At 41.1% G+C, this 21,733-nt stretch carries 17 protein-coding genes and 1 riboswitch; of the genes, 1 reads left to right on the forward strand and 16 read right to left on the reverse strand.

The window, feature by feature from the left end:
- Window positions 1-26: 26 nt before the first annotated feature.
- The 5 genes from H625_RS0101780 to hflX form a co-directional block, all read right to left on the reverse strand.
- Window positions 27-2,846, reverse strand: a complete 2,820-nt coding sequence (locus H625_RS0101780; protein ID WP_026858355.1) for a glycosyltransferase family 4 protein — start codon at window positions 2,844-2,846, stop codon at window positions 27-29.
- Window positions 2,847-2,923: 77 nt separating this feature from the next.
- A complete protein-coding gene (locus H625_RS0101785; protein ID WP_026858356.1) occupies window positions 2,924-3,832 on the reverse strand; it encodes an ABC transporter ATP-binding protein in 909 nt (302 codons plus the stop codon).
- 9 nt (window positions 3,833-3,841) lie between these two features.
- Entirely contained in the window at window positions 3,842-4,651 is an 810-nt protein-coding gene (locus H625_RS0101790; RefSeq protein WP_026858357.1) for an ABC transporter permease, read from the reverse strand.
- Window positions 4,652-4,745: 94 nt separating this feature from the next.
- Window positions 4,746-6,008: a methionine gamma-lyase family protein gene (locus H625_RS0101795; protein WP_051238928.1), complete on the reverse strand. Its 1,263-nt coding sequence runs from the start codon at window positions 6,006-6,008 to the stop codon at window positions 4,746-4,748.
- A complete protein-coding gene (gene hflX, locus H625_RS12405; protein ID WP_035784931.1) occupies window positions 5,992-7,221 on the reverse strand; it encodes a GTPase HflX in 1,230 nt (409 codons plus the stop codon). The genes H625_RS0101795 and hflX overlap by 17 nt, the downstream gene beginning before the upstream one ends.
- Window positions 7,222-7,337: 116 nt before the next feature.
- On the opposite strand from hflX, the gene H625_RS0101805 reads away from it, so the two are divergent.
- Entirely contained in the window at window positions 7,338-7,823 is a 486-nt protein-coding gene (locus tag H625_RS0101805; RefSeq protein WP_026858359.1) for a glutathione peroxidase, read from the forward strand.
- A gap of 37 nt (window positions 7,824-7,860) precedes the next feature.
- Here the strand turns inward: H625_RS0101805 and hfq are convergent, their stop codons facing one another.
- From hfq to H625_RS0101860, 11 genes are all read right to left on the reverse strand, one after another.
- Complete coding sequence (gene hfq, locus H625_RS0101810; protein WP_026858360.1) at window positions 7,861-8,049, reverse strand: RNA chaperone Hfq; 189 nt, start codon at window positions 8,047-8,049, stop codon at window positions 7,861-7,863.
- A complete protein-coding gene (miaA, locus tag H625_RS0101815) occupies window positions 8,050-8,958 on the reverse strand; it encodes a tRNA (adenosine(37)-N6)-dimethylallyltransferase MiaA (protein WP_026858361.1) in 909 nt (302 codons plus the stop codon).
- Entirely contained in the window at window positions 8,945-9,829 is an 885-nt protein-coding gene (locus H625_RS0101820) for an alpha/beta fold hydrolase (protein ID WP_026858362.1), read from the reverse strand. Before H625_RS0101820 ends, miaA begins: the two co-directional genes overlap by 14 nt.
- Before the next feature lie 11 nt (window positions 9,830-9,840).
- The gene (mutL, locus tag H625_RS0101825) at window positions 9,841-11,685 is read right to left on the reverse strand and encodes a DNA mismatch repair endonuclease MutL (RefSeq protein ID WP_026858363.1); all 1,845 of its coding nucleotides are present in this window, start codon (window positions 11,683-11,685) and stop codon (window positions 9,841-9,843) included.
- A gap of 3 nt (window positions 11,686-11,688) precedes the next feature.
- On the reverse strand, window positions 11,689-14,229 hold the full coding sequence (mutS, locus tag H625_RS0101830; protein ID WP_026858364.1) for a DNA mismatch repair protein MutS: 2,541 nt from the start codon (window positions 14,227-14,229) through the stop codon (window positions 11,689-11,691).
- Between the two features lie 52 nt (window positions 14,230-14,281).
- Window positions 14,282-14,749, reverse strand: a complete 468-nt coding sequence (gene thiW / locus H625_RS0101835; RefSeq protein WP_035784934.1) for an energy coupling factor transporter S component ThiW — start codon at window positions 14,747-14,749, stop codon at window positions 14,282-14,284.
- A gap of 329 nt (window positions 14,750-15,078) precedes the next feature.
- Complete coding sequence (locus H625_RS0101840; protein WP_026858366.1) at window positions 15,079-15,513, reverse strand: YlbF/YmcA family competence regulator; 435 nt, start codon at window positions 15,511-15,513, stop codon at window positions 15,079-15,081.
- Window positions 15,514-15,641: 128 nt separating this feature from the next.
- Window positions 15,642-15,733, reverse strand: a riboswitch (TPP riboswitch).
- 52 nt (window positions 15,734-15,785) lie between these two features.
- Window positions 15,786-17,603, reverse strand: a complete 1,818-nt coding sequence (locus H625_RS0101845) for an ABC transporter ATP-binding protein (protein WP_026858367.1) — start codon at window positions 17,601-17,603, stop codon at window positions 15,786-15,788.
- A complete protein-coding gene (locus tag H625_RS0101850) occupies window positions 17,596-19,317 on the reverse strand; it encodes an ABC transporter ATP-binding protein (RefSeq protein WP_026858368.1) in 1,722 nt (573 codons plus the stop codon). The genes H625_RS0101845 and H625_RS0101850 overlap by 8 nt, the downstream gene beginning before the upstream one ends.
- 176 nt (window positions 19,318-19,493) lie before the next feature.
- Window positions 19,494-20,252: a TIGR00282 family metallophosphoesterase gene (locus H625_RS0101855; protein ID WP_026858369.1), complete on the reverse strand. Its 759-nt coding sequence runs from the start codon at window positions 20,250-20,252 to the stop codon at window positions 19,494-19,496.
- A gap of 282 nt (window positions 20,253-20,534) precedes the next feature.
- Window positions 20,535-21,515 (reverse strand): nuclease-related domain-containing protein, encoded by a 981-nt coding sequence (locus H625_RS0101860; RefSeq protein ID WP_026858370.1) that lies wholly within the window; start codon window positions 21,513-21,515, stop codon window positions 20,535-20,537.
- Window positions 21,516-21,733 lie beyond the last annotated feature (218 nt).

Genomic DNA, 21,733 nt, shown 5'->3' on the forward strand with positions numbered 1-21,733 from the left:
AGCTGCACATTGAGTGCGGCTCGTTTTTAACTTGCTTTGATATCCAGTTTTTCATACACTTTTATAAGTTTTTTCAGGAGTACAGACCAGTCCCGGTTATCCACTACCCATTCCCTTGCAGATTCTCCTATAGAATCATTATTAAGCACACTGATTACGGCTTCTGTAAATGCTTCTTTATTATCTGCTTTAAAGTAAACACCGTTAATCTGGTCTATTACCATCTCTTTCAGGGCATTAACATCACTTACGATGACGCGTTTACCCATGGCCATTGCCTCATAAGTTTTAATTGGCGTAACCAGCTGGCAAACCAGCTTATCCTGTCTCGGAAACGGCGCAATATCAATTACAGAATAGTAATCTTTAACTGTTTCAAAAGGCACCTTGCCTGTAAAGATAATATCTTCGCTTAAATTCTGATTCAGAACTTTTCTCTGCAGCGTGGCACGGTACTGTCCGTCACCAACCAGCAACAGTTTAAAACGCTTCTTATAGTCGCCGCTGTTATTCAGTGTTTCAACAGTATCGATAATTAAATCAATACCTTCGTAATTTGTAATAGAACCCACAAATCCGAGAACAATACTATTATCCAGCTGATAGCGCTCGATAATATCATCAGATTTTTCTATAGGCGAGAGTACTTCACTGTCCACACCGTTAGGCAGTACTGTAATTTTTTCTGCAGCAATCCCTTTTAAGATTAAATATTCTCTTAAGCTTTCACTGATAACGATGACTTCATCCGCATGCTGGCAGCATAATATTTCATAGTGCTCCTGCATATTAAAACGGTCGGAGTTAAAGAATTCTGGCACTTTTGATGTCTGCGTATGGTGCCACAGGCCGCGGACTTCGTAAATTGTTTTAATTTTAAGCTGATTCCCGAGTCTGATTGCCGGCAGCGCATTTTGGAAATTGGACGCCGCGTGTATGATTGCAGGTTTTTCTTCCAGCACAATTTTTAATAGTTCATCTTTATAAACATTGAAGTATTTTCTCATAGGTGTGCGGTTTGTTAAATACTTATCCGACTTGTCTATATAATAAGTCCTGTAGTCACCTTCATCTAGACCAGGTTTTGTATAATTCTCGTGTTCCGGAGACCAGCCGAGTCTCGATGTTGCGACCGGACGGTAGCCGAAATCCCGCACTCTTGAAACAATCTCATTCGTGCGGATTGTATAGCCGTTAATGGCAGGCATCGCTTTATTCAGTACGAAAAGCACTGTTTTCCCATCATCTTTGTAGACGATATCTTCAGCCAGCGGTTTAGGCTGCCATTCACTGCGGAAAAGCTCATACTCCTGTTCAGCCATTAAAAATTCTCCGGGATAGACTCTGGATGCAAACTGCTTTCTCATTTCCTGAAGCATTTTATATCTCTCGTCAATATTCCCCATCACATGATGAGAGCGTATTAAAGAACGCAATACATCCGCATTATTCGGTTTAAGTTTATATGCTTCTCTCGCATGGTGAAGCGAACATACATACATATTTAAATTAAACAGATACATCGATAAGTTTATATGTATCTTTAACTGCTTATCCAGTGTGTTGGATGAAATCAGTAAATTAAGTTTCTCTTTTTCAGCAGCAGTCGCATAAAATCTAGCCAGTATATAAGTATGACTCTGCTTTTTTCTTGAATTTTTTTCTAAAAAAGAAAAAATATAGAATGGTAAATCATAACGTTTATTGACACGCTGCAGCTGATTAATCACTGTGCTGTAGATCCTTGTTTTTTCTCTAGTGCTGAAATTATGATGGACAAATTTATCTGTCATCGTGCGTGTATCTTCATCTATAAAAAGTGTGGCACTGTGAAAAACATTTTCCAGACGCTTGTCGGAATTAAACATCTTCTTAATCAGTGAATCATTAAAGTTTAAATGTCCGTCAAGCACCAGTCTTCTAATACTCATAATGTGCTGTGCATTCAAAGTCACTTCCGGAAGAAGCTTCATAATTTTATTCATCAGCATTTTAGTACCTTTGCCGAAATGATAGTAATTCAACAAGTTCTGCAGCCGGTCCGACTTCTTATCGTTGGCACTTAAGTTAAAGTCTAGCGTATCTACTGCTATCGGGTCTATGTATTTAAACAGCTTTTCATTTTTATTAATATAGTCTACAAAAAATTTGTTTAGATCATCTAGATTCTGCTCTTTAACAGAATAATTATTGATAACCAGTACATAGCCCAGATCCCGCATGTTCTCATCGGTATGGTCCACCGCTTCTTTGATATCCGTGAATGGTGCATTCGGGTCGACATCATCAAGAATCATTGTCCGATACTGAGACCAGGAATATTTATAATATAAATCATCTTTTTCCTGATGATACAGCTCTTCAAGTTGCACTTTGTTCTTACTGGTCCGATCGATCATTTTTTCAATTGATTCATATTGATTATCTTTCATTAAATTGCGCACAATTACCATCTGTTGTTCTTCTGACAGTTCACCGAGCACATCGTGACCTGAGTCTGCAATATTTATTACATCATCATAACGTTTCAAATTATAGTATAACTTAGTCTTAAAAGGCACAAGAGCGTTATTACGGTCATTCGCGACCATTTCAAGAGAACCTTTGTAGTTCTTTTCATGACGTAAAATGAGCGCCTTTAAATACGCCTCATAATCATTCTGGAGACGCATGTTGTCTATTAAGTCCATCAATGTTAAATGCTCAGACTTCCGCAGAAAGAAACTTAGACCGGGCTCCTGTTTGCCAATTTTTTTCGTCAGACTCAGTTTCAGAATATGTCGTGAGACGACTGGCATATTATATTTTAAAGTTACGTATGAAATGATTCCCTGAAGGTATCTCATGTGTATTCTCCTAATGTCTAATCTAAAATGAACTAAATCACAATATTACATATGTTTATATTAGTTTACCAGACTATTTACAAACTAAAAATCTGAAAAACAATTCCAAACATCATAAACAGAAACAGCAGTGTACCGATGGCGACACTGTTCATATTTATTTTTTCTTTTGGCAGTTCCAAATGCTGACTTTCTTCCATTTGAATACCAACCATTTTATCTTTATATTCTATTTGTTCGTCTTTAGTCAGATTCTTATACTGGTTTACAAACTCAGCGTAACTTTTAACAACATCTTTCATCTCACCGAATTGTTTCATCTCACCGTACTGAACCCAGACCGCTTTATTACAGAACTGTCTAATTTGACCTGTAGCATGAGATACAAAGAAAATAGTTTTACCCTGCTCCTGAAAATCGCGCATACGGTCAATACACTTATTGGCGAACGTCTCATCCCCAACAGACAGCGCTTCATCTACAACTAAGATATCCGGGTCTGTGTGAATGGCGATTGCGAATCCAAGTCTCGATTTCATACCACTTGAATAATTTTTAATCGGCTGCTTTATAAATTCACCCAGTTCGCTGAATTGCAAAATGTCGTCGTAGCGTTCATCAATCTGCTTTTCTGTTAAGCCATGCATCAGACACTTAATCCGTATATTCTCTTCACCAGTCAATTCGGCATTGAGTCCGGCGCTAATCGCTATTAGAGATACTCTCCCATTAATGTTAATCTTCCCTTTTGAAGGTACTGTGGCCTCAGCAATTAAATCAGATAGCGTTGTCTTACCAGATCCGTTTAACCCTAATATACCCACTGTGTCCCCTGCATTAACTTCAAAATCAATATCTCTTAATGCATAGAACGGTTTTGCCTTATATAATTTACCGAAAGTCAGCAGCGATAATATTTTTGCGACCTTATTGCGGTTAATATCATAAATTTTAGAAACTTTATCAACTTTTACTTTATACATAATAATCCACCTCTATAGGTAATCAACCAGCCTGTCTTTATATCTGTAATGAACCTGTACACCAACGAAGAATAAGAACAGCGTAATTGACCAGAAGAAAATATGGTCAGATGCGGTGCCGTAAAATGCCGGACCGTCAAATATCAATGCATACCTGAATGTCATTAACAGATAAGCAAGCGGGTTAAACGCCATAATAGTTTCCATTAACGGCGGTCGTCCTGCCGGCTCCCAAAATATCGGTGTGATGAAGAAGAACATTCTCATTACGTTGGCCTGAATATTTTTAAAATCTCTTATGAGTATATTCACAGATGACATAATTAAAGCAATACTGTATGTAAAAACAATAGTAGCAAACATAAAGTAAAACCAGACTAAATAATGTAATGGTTCTGAATAACCGTTAACGATACTGATAACGAGTACTATAAACGTCATAATCATAAACGTTACTACGTTGTTTGCCATCGACATTGAAAGCAGTACACTCGATGGGAATTTCATTTTAGTAACGAGACCTATTTGACTGCTGATAGCATTCGATGCTGCGTTAATACAACCAGAAATGAAGCCAAAGGCAAAAATACCCGTAATCAGGTAGACGAGGAATGGTACGTTCTGTACGTCTCCTCTGTCTCCTCTTAAACCGAGACCGAATATCACATAGAATACTCCCACTTGCGCTGCTGGCATTAATATTGCCCACAGTATACCCAGATAGTGGTTTGCATACTGCGCTTTTATATTGTAGAGACTTAACTTCCATATTAAATGAAGGTTCTCAAAGTTTTCTTTTAACAAAGCAAAGACATTTTTCATTAGGTAAGCTCCAATTTATAATTTCGAAGTTAATTATACGCTTAATTTAAATAAGTGTCACTATCGAATAGCGACACTTATGGTTCACAATTTATTATAGCTCTATCATATTCTTCTCAGAGAGTTCCGTCAAAGACATTTCCAGCGCATATTTAACATGTTCAATATGCAGTCCGCCCTGAGCGTATACTGTATACGGTGGCCTAATTGGACCATCCGCTGATAATTCCAGCGACGCGCCCTGGACAAACGTTCCTGCCGCCATAATCACAGGATTCTGATAGCCTGGAATTAAATCAGGAATCGGCATAAATCTTGCATTGACCGGACTCGCTTTTTGGATCATCTGAGTAAATGTAATCATTTCCTCTTCATTATTGAACGACACACTCTGGATTAAATCAGTACGAGGTTCTGTGTACTTCGGTGATGGTTTCATATTCAGCTGTTCAAAGACATAGCTCATTAACAGTGCACCGTTAATAGATTCCATTACAGTATGTGGCGCCATAAAGAAGCCCTGGTACATATCAGTCAGCGTATTCAGGCTCGCACCCATCTCTTTGCCGACGCCCGGTACTGTTAAACGGTAGCTGACGCGTTTTATGAGTTCTTCTCTACCTGCAACATAGCCGCCCATCTTAGCCAGGCCGCCGCCCGGGTTTTTGATTAACGAGCCTGCCATAATATCCGCACCCGCTTCAAGCGGTTCTCTAGTCTCAGCAAATTCACCGTAGCAGTTATCCACGAATATTATAATATTCGGGTGTTTTTCTTTGATTGTTTTTATAATTGCTTCTATCTCATCAATATTCATCGATTTACGCGATGAGTATCCTCTGGAACGCTGAATGCCGATAATTTTAGTGTTCTCATTGATACTGTTTAATATTGCTTCTGTATCAAACTGATCATCTTTTAAATCAACTGTCTTAAACGTGACGCCCATTTCTTTCAGACTGCCAATATCATCTTCAGTATTGCCGATTACTTTCTCAAGCGTATCGTAAGGCTGCCCTGTAATATACACAAGCTCATCACCGTGTTTTAACAGGCTTAACAGCACCAGACTGATTGCATGTGTGCCTGAAATAATCTGCGTGCGTACAAGTGCGTCTTGTGCTTTAAACACATCCCTGTATATCTCTTCAAGCTTATCGCGGCCGACGTCATCATAGCCGTAGCCCGTCGTACCGCTGAAGTCGCTCTCTGTTACAGAATGCTCTGTAAAGGCGGCCATCACCTTTTTAAAGTTTATATAAGCAATGTCTTTATTCTTTTTAAAATACGGCTGCAGTGTTTCTTCAGCCTCGTTCATGATGTTTAAAATCTTGTCCTCATTAGTCACGCTCGTCATCCTTATCTACTATACGTTTTACAAAATTACCTGCAGGTTCAAACCCGCTGATTTTAACTTTCTCATCATCTATATCAACAGTCTTAACGATTGTCTGTCTCTTCAAACTGTAAAGCTTATCCTGTCTTCTCAATGGTATCGACGTATTATATGCATCAAAAGACTTTACCATAAAGTTTTCTATCTCCATTAATATATCCTGTGCCGGCATGTTCATATTTACAAACTTATGCGGCTTCATCGGCAAGAGTCGTTTCTTATTATTTAAATCTGTTTTATTAAACAGTATCAGCTGCGGTATTTCCTTCATACTGAGTGAATCGATTAAATCCAGCACCGTATCGTACTGACTCACAATATCTGGTGCATTATTATCAATGACGTGAATGATAAAATCACTGTCCGCCGCTTCTTCCAGCGTTGATTTAAAACTCTCTATTAATGTTGTCGGCAGTTTTTGAATAAAACCAACGGTATCCGATATTATACACTGAAATCCTGACGGTAAAACCATTTCTCTTGTTAAGGGATCCAGTGTCGCAAACAGTTTGTCCTCCTGCAGCGTGCCTGCATTCGTCAGTTTGTTAAACAGCGTTGACTTGCCTGCGTTCGTATAGCCGATTATCGACACTTTCGTCACTTGGTTCGAACGTCGTTTATCACGGTATCTTAAACGGTGGTCTTCAATGACATGCAGCTGCTTTTTTATATCACTGATCCGCGAGTTAATATGACGACGGTCCGTTTCCAGCTTCGTCTCACCTGGACCTCTCGTACCAATACCTGCTCCCAGTCTCGAAAGATTAATACCCTGACCTTTTAAGCGGGGCACTAAATACTCAAGCTGAGCCAGCTCCACTTGCAGCTGACCTGCTTTAGATTGTGCTCTCAGACTGAATATATCAAGAATGACCTGTGTACGGTCAATAACATTCGTATCCATAATTTCTTCTATTCTGCGGTTCTGGCTTGCCAGTATTTCATCATTGATTATGCAATAGTCAATATCCTCATACTGCATCTTTACTTCTTCTAAAAAGCCGCTTCCCACATAACTCTTTCTGTCTATCGATGTACGGTTTTGAATATGCGTGCCGATAATCTCTATTCCTATCGATTCGCTGAGCTCTTTAAGCTCTCTGACTTCCGACTCCACATCTTTATTTTGTTTCGTGTTCGTCGCAAGAATTACTCCGGTATGTGTCAAATCCATGACAAACACCTCCAGTTTCTTTGTTTAATATTACAATATCATGTTTCAACTATATTAATAAGGCTATATTATAATAACCAATATTATGCAAAGTGACCAGGAAAGGAGGATCATAGATGAAAACAACATTTTATGATCTCTCTGCACAGGATGCAGACGGCGACCATATACAGATGCAGGATTTAAAAGGAAAAGTAATACTGATCGTTAATACAGCAAGTGAGTGCGGTTTTAACAACCAGCTCCATGAGCTTGAAAAACTATATAAAAAATACCATGATATCGGTCTTGAAATTCTGGCTTTCCCGTCCAATAACTTTATGAATCAGGAACCCTGTTCAGCGACTGAAGCACGTGACTTATACAGCGAGCAGCACGGCGTGTCATATACCGTGATGGAGAAGATAGATGTTAAAGGCGAGAATATTCATCCGCTATTTAAATACTTAACTGAAGGTAAATCCGGCTTAATTACTAATTCGATTAAGTGGAACTTCACTAAGTTTCTAGTTACCCGTGAAGGTAAAGTAGCTAAACGTTATGCACCGCAAAAATCACCGCTTGATGTTGAAGATGATATCAAAAAATATTTAGCAGGTTAAATTCAAAACAGCCGGACATAATGTCCGGCTGTTTTTCTTATGCACGTATAAAAGTACTGATTGCATGCTTATATATAATTTGAACTTTACCTTCTGAATCAAGTTCAACGACGTACTTATCATAGTCGCTGATTTTCCCCTGTAATTGGAAACCGTTCATTAAAAACACTGTGATTTCCTTCCCTGATTCTTTGTACTCCCCTAAAAACGAATCTTGCAAATTCATTTAATTCTCCCCTTTTGTTTGTAAGAATTGATATATATCCGAAAAGATTATATCTGAGTTTGACTGTGCGATATCATACCAGTGTATATCCAGCTGATTACGGAAAAAAGTCAGCTGCCGTTTTGCATACTGCCGTGAATGTGCCTGAATGCGCTCCATCACGTCCGGTAATGCAGCTTCCCCTTTGAAGTACGGCAGAAATTCTTTATACCCGATTGCCTGTCCGGCTGTCTTTGACAGTCCGGTATTTTGAAGTTCGGTTACTTCTTCTAGGAGTCCCGCTTCAAACATTTCGACCACCCGTTTATTAATCCGGTCGTATATCACACTTCTGTCAGCTGTTAAGCCTATTAAGAATGTATCATATTTCGCCTTTTGTGTATACGCTTTCTTTTCTGTTATATCAAGCTTTGCCTTTACAATCTGACGAATAATTTTCTTATGATTATTCGGATGAATATCACTGTCCGGCATAATTTTAAGGAGTTCAGCGAACAGTTCTTCATCATTCAGCTGCTCGTACTCTTTCGTTAAACGGTCGATATCCGCCTGATTTTCTTCATTGAATTCGTATCCTTCAATCAGCGCTTTAATATAATGTCCGGTACCGCCGGCAATCATCGGCAGTTTGCCCCGTGATTCTATATCTTTCACGAGGTATTCAACCTGTGCTTGAAAGTCTGATACTGAAAAAGTTTCATCAGGATTTAGAATATCAATCATATGATGCGGAACATTCTCCATTTCAGCTGCAGTGATTTTACCTGTGCCGATATCCATGCTTCTATACACCTGCATCGAATCACCGCTGATAATCTCAGCATTAAATTTTTTGGCAATATCGATCGATAACGATGTTTTGCCGATTGCTGTCGGACCGACTAAAATAAGTAATTTACTTTTCAACATATTTCTCCACCCATCTCACGATGTTTGAATATACTGCGCCTCTGTTTTCTTCAAACAGTACTTCATGACGGGCATTCGGTACAAGTTCCACTTCTACATTTGTAAACTGCCGCCCGAGCCGCCAGTTCAAAATTTCATAATCCCTGCCGAAATGCGAAAATGGATCATCCGCACCGCCGATTAATAAGTAAGGGATATCTTTGTAATTTTTAAGACACTTTGAAGAATCAACGTAGCGGACGTTTTTCAGTATTTCAGCAAATGCTTTGACGCTCATGCGCTGACCGGCATGCGGGTCTGTATTATACGCCAGAATGTGCTGATCATCCGCAGACAGCCAGCGGTTTTTAATCGTGCCTTTAAAGTTTCCGTCGTAGCCGAGAAATGACATTTTGTTAATAAGACGCGACTTCGTTCCCGGAATCAGTTTTGACAGCGCCTGGATAAAAGCATTTGCCACTGTATCCGAGAACCTGACCTTGCTGCCCGTACCGACAATAATTCCTGCATCATATATATTCTCTTCCAGCAGTCTTCTTAAGAGGATTGAACCCATTGAATGGCCAAGCCCGATATGCGGAATATCCTCGGGCATTGCCGTGCTGACAATCTTTGCATCTTCAAGCAGTTCATCGAACGAATTAAAATGCCCGAGATTACTCAGCTTTTCTTCAGCACCATGTCCTCTGTGATTATGAATCACGCAGTGAATATCATTTAAGGCAAGGTACATACAAAACTCTTTGTACCTCGCTTTATGATCAGCCATACCATGCAGAATCTGGATACTCGCCTTCGGACGTTCTGGCATGTAATGCGTTACTGAAATATTCCTTTCCTTATTTCTCATCGTACGGTTTAAAATCTTCAATTCAAGACCCCCTACTTCATTATTCGGTTGAACAATCGTTCGATTTCATAAGTCGTCATATGAATAATTACCGGCCGCCCGTGTGGACACGTGTACGGCGAATGACATTTTCCGAGCTCTGTCAGCAGCGCGTCCATCTGGTTTTTATCGAGATAATGATTTGCTTTGATCGACTGCTTGCAGCTCATCATAATAGACATTTCCTCACGATACTTATTTACATCGAAGTGATCTGTCTGTGAGATAAACTCGATTAAATCATTGATATCCTCTTCCGGATTATTTGCTTTAATCCATGATGGATAACGGGATACCGTGTATTGCTTAATGCCGCTTTTTTCGATATCAAAACCGATTTCCTGCAGTTCAGTGAGTTTTTCATCGATTGTAATGACATCATCAAAGCTGAACTCAAACGTATACGGAATTAACAGCGGAATGCCGTCATCTTCTTTAATAATGTTCCGATAAATATATTCGTACTTGATGCGCTCCTGTGCTGCATGCTGGTCCATTAAATACATGCCGGTTTCATTCTGCATAATAATATATGTGCCGTGCAGCTGGCCGATAATTTCCAAATACGGCAGCTTTTCTTTTTCCGGCAGCGGTTCGTGTTCTACGAAGGCCGGTATATCTTTTGGTTTAGCCTGCTGCTGAACCGGTGCGTCCTGTTTAAACGGATTGGTATATTGTTGTTGCGGTTGACTAGATTTCTCTGTTTCTTTAAACGGCGTGCGCTGCTGTCGTGCCGGCGGTTCATACGTATTAATATGCTCTCTGATCTGTTCATGGCGCTCCGAAAAATCCATTGCCGGCTGTTCAACTTTTTCAGCTTTTGGTTTTTTATGCTCTACTTCAGGAATCAGTTCTGTTTCCATCAGTGCTTCTTTAACCGCTGCTTCAGCGAGCTTTAATAATTCCGTCTCTTTTGACAACTTTACTTCCACTTTTGACGGATGCACGTTTACATCGATCAGTTTCGGATCCATCGTAATATTTAAAAATGCCAGCGGATATTTATCTCTCGGCTGCAGCGTATGATAAGCGTTAATAATACTCTGAGACAGTTTAAAGTGGCGAACATGCCGGTTGTTAATACTCAGGTTAATATAGTTACGGTTGCTGCGTGTGACTTCAGGTCTCACGATATAACCGCTGATTTTATAGTCCGGGCTTTCGGCACTCACTGGAAGTGTGTTAGCAGACACCTGAATGCCGTAAAGAATATTAATTACTTCTTTTAAATTGCCGTTGCCTGTCGTTTTAAAACGGTCTTTACCGTCAAACGCGAGACGGAAACTGACTTCAGGATAATTCAGCGCCATCCGCTGCATAATATCGATAATCTTTCCCGCTTCCGTACGCAGGTTTTTAATATATTTTAAGCGGGCAGGTGTATTAAAGAATAAATCTTCAATTTCAATGATTGTCCCGCGGCGTTCATGCCAGACGGTATCCTCATCGTATTTCCCGCCGCTGTATACAATTTTGAACGGGGTCGAATTATTTCGCATACTTTCCAAGGTCACTTTCGATACTGCACCGATACTGGCAAGTGCTTCCCCGCGGAAACCGAGTGAGCGTATTTCGAACAGTTCGTAGGCCGTATCGATTTTACTCGTCGCATGACGTTCAAATAAGAGCGTGCGGTCTTCATAATCAATGCCGTGGCCGTTGTCGACCACTTTAATCGATTCCATACCGCTGTTTACGATAAATACTTCGATGACCGTTGAGTGAGCGTCTAGCGAGTTTTCAACAATCTCCTTGACGATTGAACTTGGACGCTCGACGACCTCGCCTGCCGCTATTTTATTTTGTATATGAGCGGGCAATACGTGAATCTGTCCCATGTTCTATCCCTCCCCGCGTGCTTTATTCACTAATTCATGCAATGTGTTCAGCGCCTCCATCGGCGTCATATTATTTAAATCAAGCGATGTTAATTCGGTTAATAGTTTTTTATCGTCTTTAGATACTGCTTCACTGTCACCGAGCGGCAGTTCCAGCTGGAAGATATCGTCCCGCTTACTCAGTTTCGGCTCATGGTTCTGATTTTCAAATGAGCTTAAATATTCAGCTGCCAGTTCCGTCACCCGGTCCGGCAGTTCTGCGAGTTTCGCGACATGAATGCCGTAGCTCTTCTCGACCGCTCCCGGTTTCACTTTATGCAGGAAGACCAGCTTGCCGTCGTATTCCGTCGCTTTAACGTGGACGTTCTGCAGCCCTGGCAGTGTGTCTTCCAGGTTCGTCAGTTCATGGTAGTGGGTTGAAAAGAGTGTCTTCGCACCGATTTCCTCATGAATATAGACGAGCATCGCCTGGGCGAGTGCCATACCGTCGTATGTGCTGGTCCCGCGGCCGATCTCATCAAAAATCAGAAGCGAGTCTTTTGTTGCGTGCTGGAGTGCTGTATTAGCTTCCATCATTTCGATCATAAATGTCGATTTACCGCTCGATAAGTCATCGCTTGCACCGATGCGTGTATAGATGGCATCGAATATCGGCAGTTTCGCGCTCTCTGCCGGCACTCTCATGCCGATCTGGGCCATAATAATGATTAAGGCCACCTGGCGCATGTACGTCGATTTACCGGACATATTGGGACCGGTAATTAAATAAATAAAGTTATCTTTCGTCATCGTGAGGTCGTTCGGTACATATGTGTTTTCGTTCAGCATGCGTTCAACGATTGGGTGACGCGCATCAATCAGGTCGATTGACTTGTCCGTTTTGAATTCCGGCGTCGTCAGATGATAGTCGTTTGAAACTAAGGCGAAGGATATCAGTGTATCGAGTGTCGAGATTTGCTCTGCTGTACGCTGCAGTCTCGTAATATAGTCCATCATAGCTGTCCGGAGTTCAGTGAACATATTGAATTCGAGTTTAATGCTGTCGTCTTCTGCTGTTAAGATCTGACTTTCCATTTCTTTTAAGTCCGGTGTAATAAACCGTTCAGCATTTGTGAGTGTCTGTTTACGGTTATATTCAAACTTTTCGGCATCGAAGTTCATCGCCTGAACTTTGGAAATTTCCAGGTAATAGCCGAACACTTTGTTAAAGCCGATTTTTAAGTTTTTAATGCCAGTGCGTTCTTTTTCTGACTCGAGATAATTGTTCAGCCATGTACGTGCATTTGTGCTGATGTCTCTTAAATTATCGAGTTCATCGCTGACACCGTCTTTAAAGATTTTCCCTTCGCGGATTGTTTTCGGCGGTGTATCTGTTAGAACTACCAGGCGTTCATACGCATCTTCCAGGCTGTCGAAATTCTGGAATGTTTTGTTGTCTGTCAGTTTTAGTGATTCAAGTACTGCCTTTAATTCCGGCAGTCCGTGAAGCGAGTCGCGCAGCTGGACTAAGTCTTTTACGTCCACGTTGTTAAAGGCAAGGCGGCCGACGAGCCGTTCGATATCGTAAACGTGATTTAAAATGCCTGACAGCTGCTGGCGCTCGGTGAAGTTCTCGATTAGCGTCGTTACGATACTTTGCCGATTTTCAATTTCTTTTTTTGACACGAGCGGACGCTCGATCAATTTTCTGAGCTGGCGTTTGCCCATCGGTGTTTCCGTACGGTTTAAATACCAGAACAGAGAGCCTTTTACTTTTTTCGTCTGAATGTTTTCTAAGAGCTCAAGGTTTGAAATGGCTGCATAATTTAATTTCATAAATGTATTGATACGGTGTTTTTCCACCGTCTTTAAATGTTTCAGTTCCTGCATATTTTGTGCACGAATGTAGTTTAACAGCAGATTAATCGCGTGATGTTCATCGACATCATCTTCATAGTCATAATCTGAAGGAGTGTCTGCTTCAAACACCGTATAGAGCGGCGGATCATTATAAATACTATGAATGATATGTTCACTTTTAGCATTCGTGACCAGTTCCCGGGCGCCCAGTGTTTCTATTTCACTTTTCAGTTCTGTCTGGTCGCTTGTATTGAAGGCGAAAATTTCACCTGTTGAAATATCCGCATAGCTGACTTCTGTTCTGCCATCAGTTTCATGCAGCGCCAGAATGAAATTGCTCGCACCGTCGTCCATACCGAAGTCATCGATTAAAGTACCCGGCGTAATTACACGGACCACTTCTCTTTTGACCATGCCTTTCGCCTGCGTTGGATCTTCCATCTGTTCACAGATCGCCACTTTAAAGCCATTCTCGATTAGTTTTGCTATATAGTTGCGCGCAGAATGATATGGCACGCCGCACATCGGTATCGGATCTTTACTTTTATCGCGTGAAGTTAATGTAATTTCGAGCACTTTGGCAGCCGTGACTGCATCGTCGTAAAACAGCTCGTAAAAATCTCCCAGTCTGAATAAAAGTAAGCTGTCCGGATGATTATCTTTAATTGAAAAATACTGTTTCATCATCGGTGTTGGTTCCCGCATTTTAACACTTCCTAAATTAATCTTGTCGTATTATTATAACACGCACCGACGCTTATATCCGCAGTAAGACTCCGTGTTTTTCCAATTGTTTTAAGATGATAAACGATGTAAGAGCGCCGATAAAACTGGATACGAGAAAGGCTGCAGCGACGATGGTGAAAATTTGTTGATCGAGCTCCAGCACGATGATTAAGGGGTAGAGACTGAGTGCCCCGAGTATGCCGGTGCCGAGAACTTCACCAGCTGCAGCGAGCGATAACTTTTTAGTGTATTTGTAGAGGAGCCAGGCAGCGAGCGCGCCGATCATACTGCCGGGATAGGCGAAGACGGTCCCCGTACCGAATAATATTCTGATTGTAGACGAGATAAACGACTGCACGATCACCCAGGGACCTGTGATGACTGCACCAAGCACATTGATTAAATGCTGCATCGGTGCCGCGCGTATGATTCCGATTGGAATTGTGATAAGCGAACTCAAGATAACGTTTAAGGCGACGAAAGCTGCGGTGAAAGTCATGTTTCTAGTAAGTTTGTTGATGGTGGTGCCTCCTTTTGATTACATTTTATAATTGTTCGAGTTATGTTTGCTGATGCGGTCGGGAATTCGTCATTGACCGTATGTGATTCTCTCATACCGTCGAAGATTCTTTATTAACCCGATGTAAGTCGTTCATGCGGTTGGAGATTTGTTATTAACCGGATGTGAGTCGTTCATACGGTCGCAAAGTATTCTTTAACCGCATGTGGCCTGTTCATGCGGTCGGTGTATTGTAAAAACATACAAAAATGGCGCTGAAACACTCTATAATTCAGAGATTTCAACGCCATTCAATATGTAGCTGATTCTTATTTAAACTGGTCCGGATCGCGGTTTGGTTTGTTGCGGACTGCAGCGCCTGTTTCACCCTGCATCAGGTCTCCGCCTGTTTGTTCGATGATTTCGCTTGTAACTGTTGAGCTGATTGCATGCGAAACCATTTGCAGTAATTCGTTAACGCCTGCCTGTGATTCTTTAAACTGATCTACAAGCGGCATTTCGTCTAATTCCGCTTCGATTTTAGCCAATTTTTCTTCCGTCATCTGGTAAGCGCGTTCTTTACCGTAGTTTTGGAAGTTTACTGCCTGCTGCTGCAAGCTTTTAAGACTAGCCATTTTTTCGCGGATATCATTATTCTCGTGAATTTTAGCTTCCGCTTTCTGGAAGAATTCAACCTGTTCTGTTTCCGCCATCATTTTACCGAGCTTTTTTGCTTCTTCTATTATTTCCTTCTTAGTATACATTCGAAGTTCCACCTTTTAGTTGATATATACCATTCATTATATATGAAAGCATTCATTTATTAAATGTAAATCTCCTGATTCGTTTGTCAAAGTACAAAAATGCACATCCCGAATATAAGGATGTGCATAACGAATCTATGCCACTTCCCTACGCTGGCATAATCCAGATCAGGTATTAAGAGTATTTCTCAGCCTCAAAAAGGCACCTCCAGTGGTTGTGCAATATTTAATTAAGTCCATCTTAACTTACTAGGAATTACTTGTAAAATATCTTACTGATTCAACATATCATGATATTTACCTTCAAGCTTCAGCAATTCTTCTTCCGTTCCCGCTTCAAGCATTTCTCCCTGATCCAGAACAAATATACGGTCGACGGCTTTTATCGTGTTGAGACGGTGGGCGATAATAATACTCGTCCGCCCTTTCATCAGCCGTTCGAGCGATTCCTGAATTTTTAACTCTGTAATTGTGTCGATGCTGGATGTGGCTTCATCGAGGAGCAGTATTGCCGGGTCGGTAATGAGTGCCCGCGCAATTGATATCAGCTGTTTCTGTCCTTGCGAGATAAAGCCTTCGTCTAAGTCGAGCACTGTATCGTAGCCCCGCTCAAGCGTCATAATAAAGTCATGGGCATTGGCAACTTTCGCCGCTTCTGTCACCTCATCGTCTGTTGCATCCATTCTGCCGTAGCGGATATTTTCACGGATGGTCGCTTCAAACAGATACGGATCTTGCAGCACAAACGCAGTCTGCGAACGGATATTGCTCCGCGAATAGTCTGTAATATCCACACCGTCTACAAGGATGTGCCCTTTATCGGTTTCATAGAACCGCGCGAGCAGCTGCATCACCGTCGTCTTGCCGGCACCTGTGGCACCAATTAATGCGACCGATTCTCCGGAATTGACTTCAAATGACAGGTCCTTAATCGTTGGATGGTGCTGTTCCTTGCTGTATGAGAATGTGACATCTTTAAATTCAATGTGTCCTTCGATTGTCTTATCCGTAATTTTTCCGTCGTTTGATTCTGCCGGCGTATCGAGTATTTGGAATACGCGTTCCGCACCGGCAATCGCTGACAGTACCTGGTTTAACTGATTCGATAAATCCGCGAGCGGACGTGTAAACTGGCGGGCATATTCCGCGAACACAACAATCGTTCCGACTGTAACGACACCGTTTGTCGTCAGTGCCAGAATACCGCCAGCGCCGGCAACAATCGTAAATGAAATATTGTTCAGCATGTTCATTATTTTCGGAATGAAGCCGGAGTACAGGTTCGCCCAGAATGTAACTTCTCTTAAGTTTTTAGCACGGACTTCAAAGTTCTGTACCGCACGTTCTTCCTGTGAGAATACTTTAACGATTTCCTGGCCGGATACGATTTCTTCAATGTAGCCGTTCATTTCACCTGTACGGCGCTGACGCATTTTAAAAAGCGGGCCCGTACGTTTCGTAATAAATCTGACACTGACAATTAATATCGGGATAATCAGTGCCGTCAGGAATGTTAAGAGCGGACTTAAGTAAAGCATGACTGAAAACGTCCCGAGCAGTGTCACAATACTCGTTGTAAACTGGATGAACGATGAGTTCATCGTCTGCGACAGCGTTTCAATATCGTTGGTCATCCGGCTCATTAATTCGCCGTGCTGGCGTTTATCGTAAAATGTCACCGGCAGTTCCTGCATATGTTCAAACAAATGGTGACGCAGATTGTAAATCGTGCGCTGCGACAGCCCGACCATCAAATACGCCTGAATAAATGTCGTTAACGACAGCAGCAAATACGTTGCCAGAAGAATCATCAGAATTCTGAACAAACCGTCAAATTCCCGCGGGATAAAGTAAAAGTCGACGATGCGTCCGACGAGGAACGGTCCAACGATGCTTAAGAGACTTGTTACGACGACGAGCGAAATTATCAAGTAAAGACGTTTTCGTTCACCGCGCATAAATTGCCAGATACGCTTTAAAGTTCCTCCCATATTATCCGCACGCTTTTTATTCGCCTGCTTATTGCGCTCCATATCTTCTTTCGTTATGAGAGGTTCATGCCCAAAGGGTCGTGCAAAAAAGTTAGTCATCGAGATGCCCCCCTTGTTTCTGCGATTCGTAAATGTCTCTGTACAGTTCTGACGTTGCTAAAAGTTCTTCGTGAGTGCCGAGTGCAGAAATTTCACCGTCATCTAAAAGAAGTACACGGTCCGCCTGTTCGGCAGTAGAGATTTTCTGAGTAATGACGATACGCGTTACGTTTTCGCCTTCCAGTGCATCCCATAAATTATTCTCAGTTCTGACATCCAGCGCTGAAGTCGAATCATCGAGAATAAGAATGGACGGTTTTCTGACGAGCGCGCGTGCAATCGACAGGCGCTGCTTCTGCCCGCCGGACAATGTTACACCCATTTGCCCGACCGGTGTTTCGTACGTCTCATCGAAATTCATTATATTGTCGTGAATCTGTGCTTTTTCAGATGACATAAATACATCATCTTCTTCAGCGTGTAAATTCCCCCAGAGCAGATTTTCATATATGCTGCCGGTGAATAATATGGCACGCTGCGGCACGTAACCGATTGTCTGTCTGAGTTCCGTCGTACTCCAGTCGAGCACATTTTTATCATTAACGATCACTTTTCCGTCAGTCGCATCGTACATATTCGGAATCAGACTAATCAGCGAACTTTTGCCGGAGCCGGTGCCGCCCATAATAACAAAGTTTTCATTGTCGTAAATTTCAAATGAAATATTTTTCAGTACATAACGGCCTGTGTTTGGATATTTGAACGACACATTATCGAATTTAACTGTGCCTGCACCATCAGCCGCTTCAAACGTGTCTTTATCCTCTGCAGCGATTGGTGCATGAAGTATTTCACTAATACGGTCACTCGAAGCTTTGGCGCGGGACGAGGCGATAATCAGAAACGCGAACATCGAGAATCCGCCCTGCATGCGGAGTGCATAGTTAATAACTGCAACAATTTCCCCGACGGCAACTTCATTCGTCTGAAGTAAATCAGATGCCACCCACAGTACCAGGAGCAGACTGCCGTTCATAATTAATAAAAGGACAGGCAGAATCGATTCCATCAGTCTTAAGGCAAAAATTGTATCGTCGCGGAGTTTCGCTGCGACTTTTGCAAATTTCCCGGTTTCGTATTCACCTGAGTCATTGGCTTTTATCAATCTGACAGCTTCTAAATTCTGCTGAATAAAACGGTTAATTCTGTCCAGCCAGTGTTGCACCCGGAGAAATATTGCCGCCCCTTTTCGCGCTGCGAAAAATAAGAAAACAGCGAGGACCGGTGTCAGTATTGATAAATACAACCCGAGAGTCGGATTGACGATAAATGACATAATCAGGGAACCGACGACTAAGAGCGGCGCCCGGAACAGTATCCTGAGACTCATAAAGAGCAGCATTTCCGTCTGCAGCACATCCTGTGTCATTCTCGTAATAAGACTCGATGTTGAAAAACGCGATAAAGTCCCGAGCGTAAAGTTCTGAACCCGCGTAAAGATTGCCATCCTGAGATCATAGCCGAACATGTTCGTCAGATGACTCGTAAAATATGTATTCAACAGACCAGCAATGAGTGCAATAATCGATATTGCGAACATAATAACCAGGTAGAATATAACATTGTCAATACTGTTAATCATAATTCCGTTGTCGATGACCTGCTGAATAAACAGCGGCTGAACAAGTTCGACAATCAGTTCCACAAACATAAAAATTAAAGCAATAAAAATCATCCATTTGTACTTCATAGCGTAGCGGTAAACTGTAATCATTGTATAACCATCCTTTGTTTCTGTGACGTAAATGTCTTCGATGACAATCTTTCGAAAACCGAATTAATTATATTATGCCATAAAAGTGACATAATTTTCATTAAACTTACACTGAATTGAATAATTTTATTTTTTAATGCAAAAACGGACGCATTTTTATAGATGCGCCCGTTTTCTTACTCTTCGATTTTAAAGTTTTTAATTGTTTTGCTGTCAGTGTCGATAATTACACCGCTGATTATCCCTTTGCCTTCATCCGGCACAACGTGACGTTCAGGCAGATTCGTAATAAATCTGCGGATCACTTCATCTTTACGGATACCTAGTATGCCATCTTTAAAACCGGTCATGCCGACGTCAGTTATGTAAACTGTACCATTCGGCAGACGCGTCGCATCATTCGTCTGAACATGCGTATGTGTACCTACTACCGCATTCACCCGGCCGTCTAAATGATAGCCCATCGCGATTGACTCGCTCGTCGTTTCACTGTGGAAATCGACGAAAGCTGCATCGTATTCATGCTCTTCTAGAATTTTATCGATTACTGTGAACGGATTTTCAATCGGCTCGAGGAAACTGCGCGCCTGCAGATTAACGATTAATAATTTTTTACCGTTAATGTTAACGACGCGGCTGCCGTCACCCGGCGTACCTTCCGGGAAATTCGCCGGACGCACCATTTTGACATCCGTATCAAATAAATCATAGACGTCGCGTTTCGCGAACGCATGGTTACCCAGTGTGATAAAATCCGCGCCGCCATTTAAAATTTCTTTATAAGTACTTTCTGTAATACCCTTGCCGTGTGCCGCATTTTCACCATTCACAATCGTAAAATGTGCACCGTGCTCTCTTTTAAGCCCCGGCAAATAATTTTTAATCATGCGTCGGCCAATTTTTCCGACAACATCTCCAATGAATAAAATCCTCATCAAATCACCCTATCTATTTGCTTAATTATACATTAATTTTGCGTGGATAATAGAGAGAGTTTGGCGGGTGGGGGTGATTTTATGTCATTTGTGCTTCTCATGTCGCTCGTTGGGGAAATTAGGTCTAATTACCCCAACACGACGAGTTCATTAGGACGTTTAACGCTATTCGTCCCATTGTGATGGGCTCGTTAGGGCGATTATGATTAATAGTCCCAATGAGATGCGTTCATTAGGGTGATTACGTCTATTCGTCCCCACGTGGCCGGCCATACCCTTTGACTATTCAAATTTTACAATTGTGTTCTTGTATCTTCGACCAGCGGTTGTCTTCAAAGCATCATTAAAATCATAATACTTAAAAGTATGTGTTGAGCTCCTTCCTCTCTTCTCAATATTACAATGTGCATTCATGAACCGTGCAAGTGTCGATTTTGTTAGCTGATTATTTATTAGATAAAGTATAGATTTTTTAGTGATTGGTTGATTATAAAATAGAAATTTATGATCGCTAAGTGCACGTAAAAAATGCGTTTCATTTGTTTCGGTTGTTCCGCAGTTACTGCAAGTAAAATGAAAACGTCTTTTTACCTGCTTAAAACTTTTGCATTCACCACAATAAATTCCTAAACGCAGCCTGTTTATATCTGCCTTTTCGTTGAAGTATATATTATTAACTTTGTTATTATTTATGATGTTAGCAATTTTCTTGGCTTTGTCTCCCTTCTGACTGTTATTTAAGCTATGAAGATAACTCCTTAAATGACTGCGAACAATAACTTTATCCCATATACCGTCATTTTCACTCGTCAACCGGAAATCATCGTTGATAAAAATTAATGCAGCATCCACTTCAAATTTTACTGATGAATTCTTACTTAATTTCATTAGTTTACCTTTTGCTCTTCTTAGCTGTGCAAAGGCATCATCCTCCAGTGAGGTTCCATTTCTATACCAATCATCTTTAGTGTAATGATAGTCACCATGAAAATTTTTAATTTCATTTACTGTTACTTTATTATCTGTTATTACAATACTGTCATATTGAGTCACGGTATTTCCTACTTTCAGATAAACATCTCTAAAAATATAAACATTAGAATGCCCAGTCTCCTCAAAAATTTTATCGTACAAACATTCACCTTCAAAACCTTTTTTCAAAATCTTCATTTGATATTTTTCATTACGAGATAATTCTGAACGTGCGGAAAGAGCGTTATAGTACAAAAGTTCAACTGGTATTTCTCGATAATTAATAAACAAACTATCTCCTCCTAAATATAAAAAAGTATCTCTTATACTATATATACGGAGAAATGATGATTTCCTTTTAAAAAAGTTACTTAAATACAAAAATAGCAAAACTGGTTTACTTATTACACAAGTTTATATATTTTTCCCATAAAATGTATGTGACACTTTCACGAATACTCTATAAATCTGTATAGCTTCATGGGTATAATTAAAGTTTAGGTATGTAG

The sequence above is a fragment of the Jeotgalicoccus psychrophilus DSM 19085 genome (assembly GCF_000425845.1).
GTDB lineage: Bacteria > Bacillota > Bacilli > Staphylococcales > Salinicoccaceae > Jeotgalicoccus > Jeotgalicoccus psychrophilus.

Coding starts and splice junctions, on each gene's coding strand:
- H625_RS0101780 (WP_026858355.1), bottom strand. CDS start 2,846: ATGAGATACCTTCAGGGAATCATTTCATACGTAACTTTAAAATATAAT.
- H625_RS0101790 (WP_026858357.1), bottom strand. CDS start 4,651: ATGAAAAATGTCTTTGCTTTGTTAAAAGAAAACTTTGAGAACCTTCAT.
- H625_RS0101795 (WP_051238928.1), bottom strand. CDS start 6,008: ATGACGAGCGTGACTAATGAGGACAAGATTTTAAACATCATGAACGAG.
- hflX (WP_035784931.1), bottom strand. CDS start 7,221: ATGGATTTGACACATACCGGAGTAATTCTTGCGACGAACACGAAACAA.
- H625_RS0101805 (WP_026858359.1), top strand. CDS start 7,338: ATGAAAACAACATTTTATGATCTCTCTGCACAGGATGCAGACGGCGAC.
- hfq (WP_026858360.1), bottom strand. CDS start 8,049: ATGAATTTGCAAGATTCGTTTTTAGGGGAGTACAAAGAATCAGGGAAG.
- miaA (WP_026858361.1), bottom strand. CDS start 8,958: ATGTTGAAAAGTAAATTACTTATTTTAGTCGGTCCGACAGCAATCGGC.
- mutL (WP_026858363.1), bottom strand. CDS start 11,685: ATGGGACAGATTCACGTATTGCCCGCTCATATACAAAATAAAATAGCG.
- mutS (WP_026858364.1), bottom strand. CDS start 14,229: ATGCGGGAACCAACACCGATGATGAAACAGTATTTTTCAATTAAAGAT.
- thiW (WP_035784934.1), bottom strand. CDS start 14,749: ATGACTTTCACCGCAGCTTTCGTCGCCTTAAACGTTATCTTGAGTTCG.
- H625_RS0101840 (WP_026858366.1), bottom strand. CDS start 15,513: ATGTATACTAAGAAGGAAATAATAGAAGAAGCAAAAAAGCTCGGTAAA.
- H625_RS0101845 (WP_026858367.1), bottom strand. CDS start 17,603: ATGACTAACTTTTTTGCACGACCCTTTGGGCATGAACCTCTCATAACG.
- H625_RS0101850 (WP_026858368.1), bottom strand. CDS start 19,317: ATGATTACAGTTTACCGCTACGCTATGAAGTACAAATGGATGATTTTT.
- H625_RS0101855 (WP_026858369.1), bottom strand. CDS start 20,252: ATGAGGATTTTATTCATTGGAGATGTTGTCGGAAAAATTGGCCGACGC.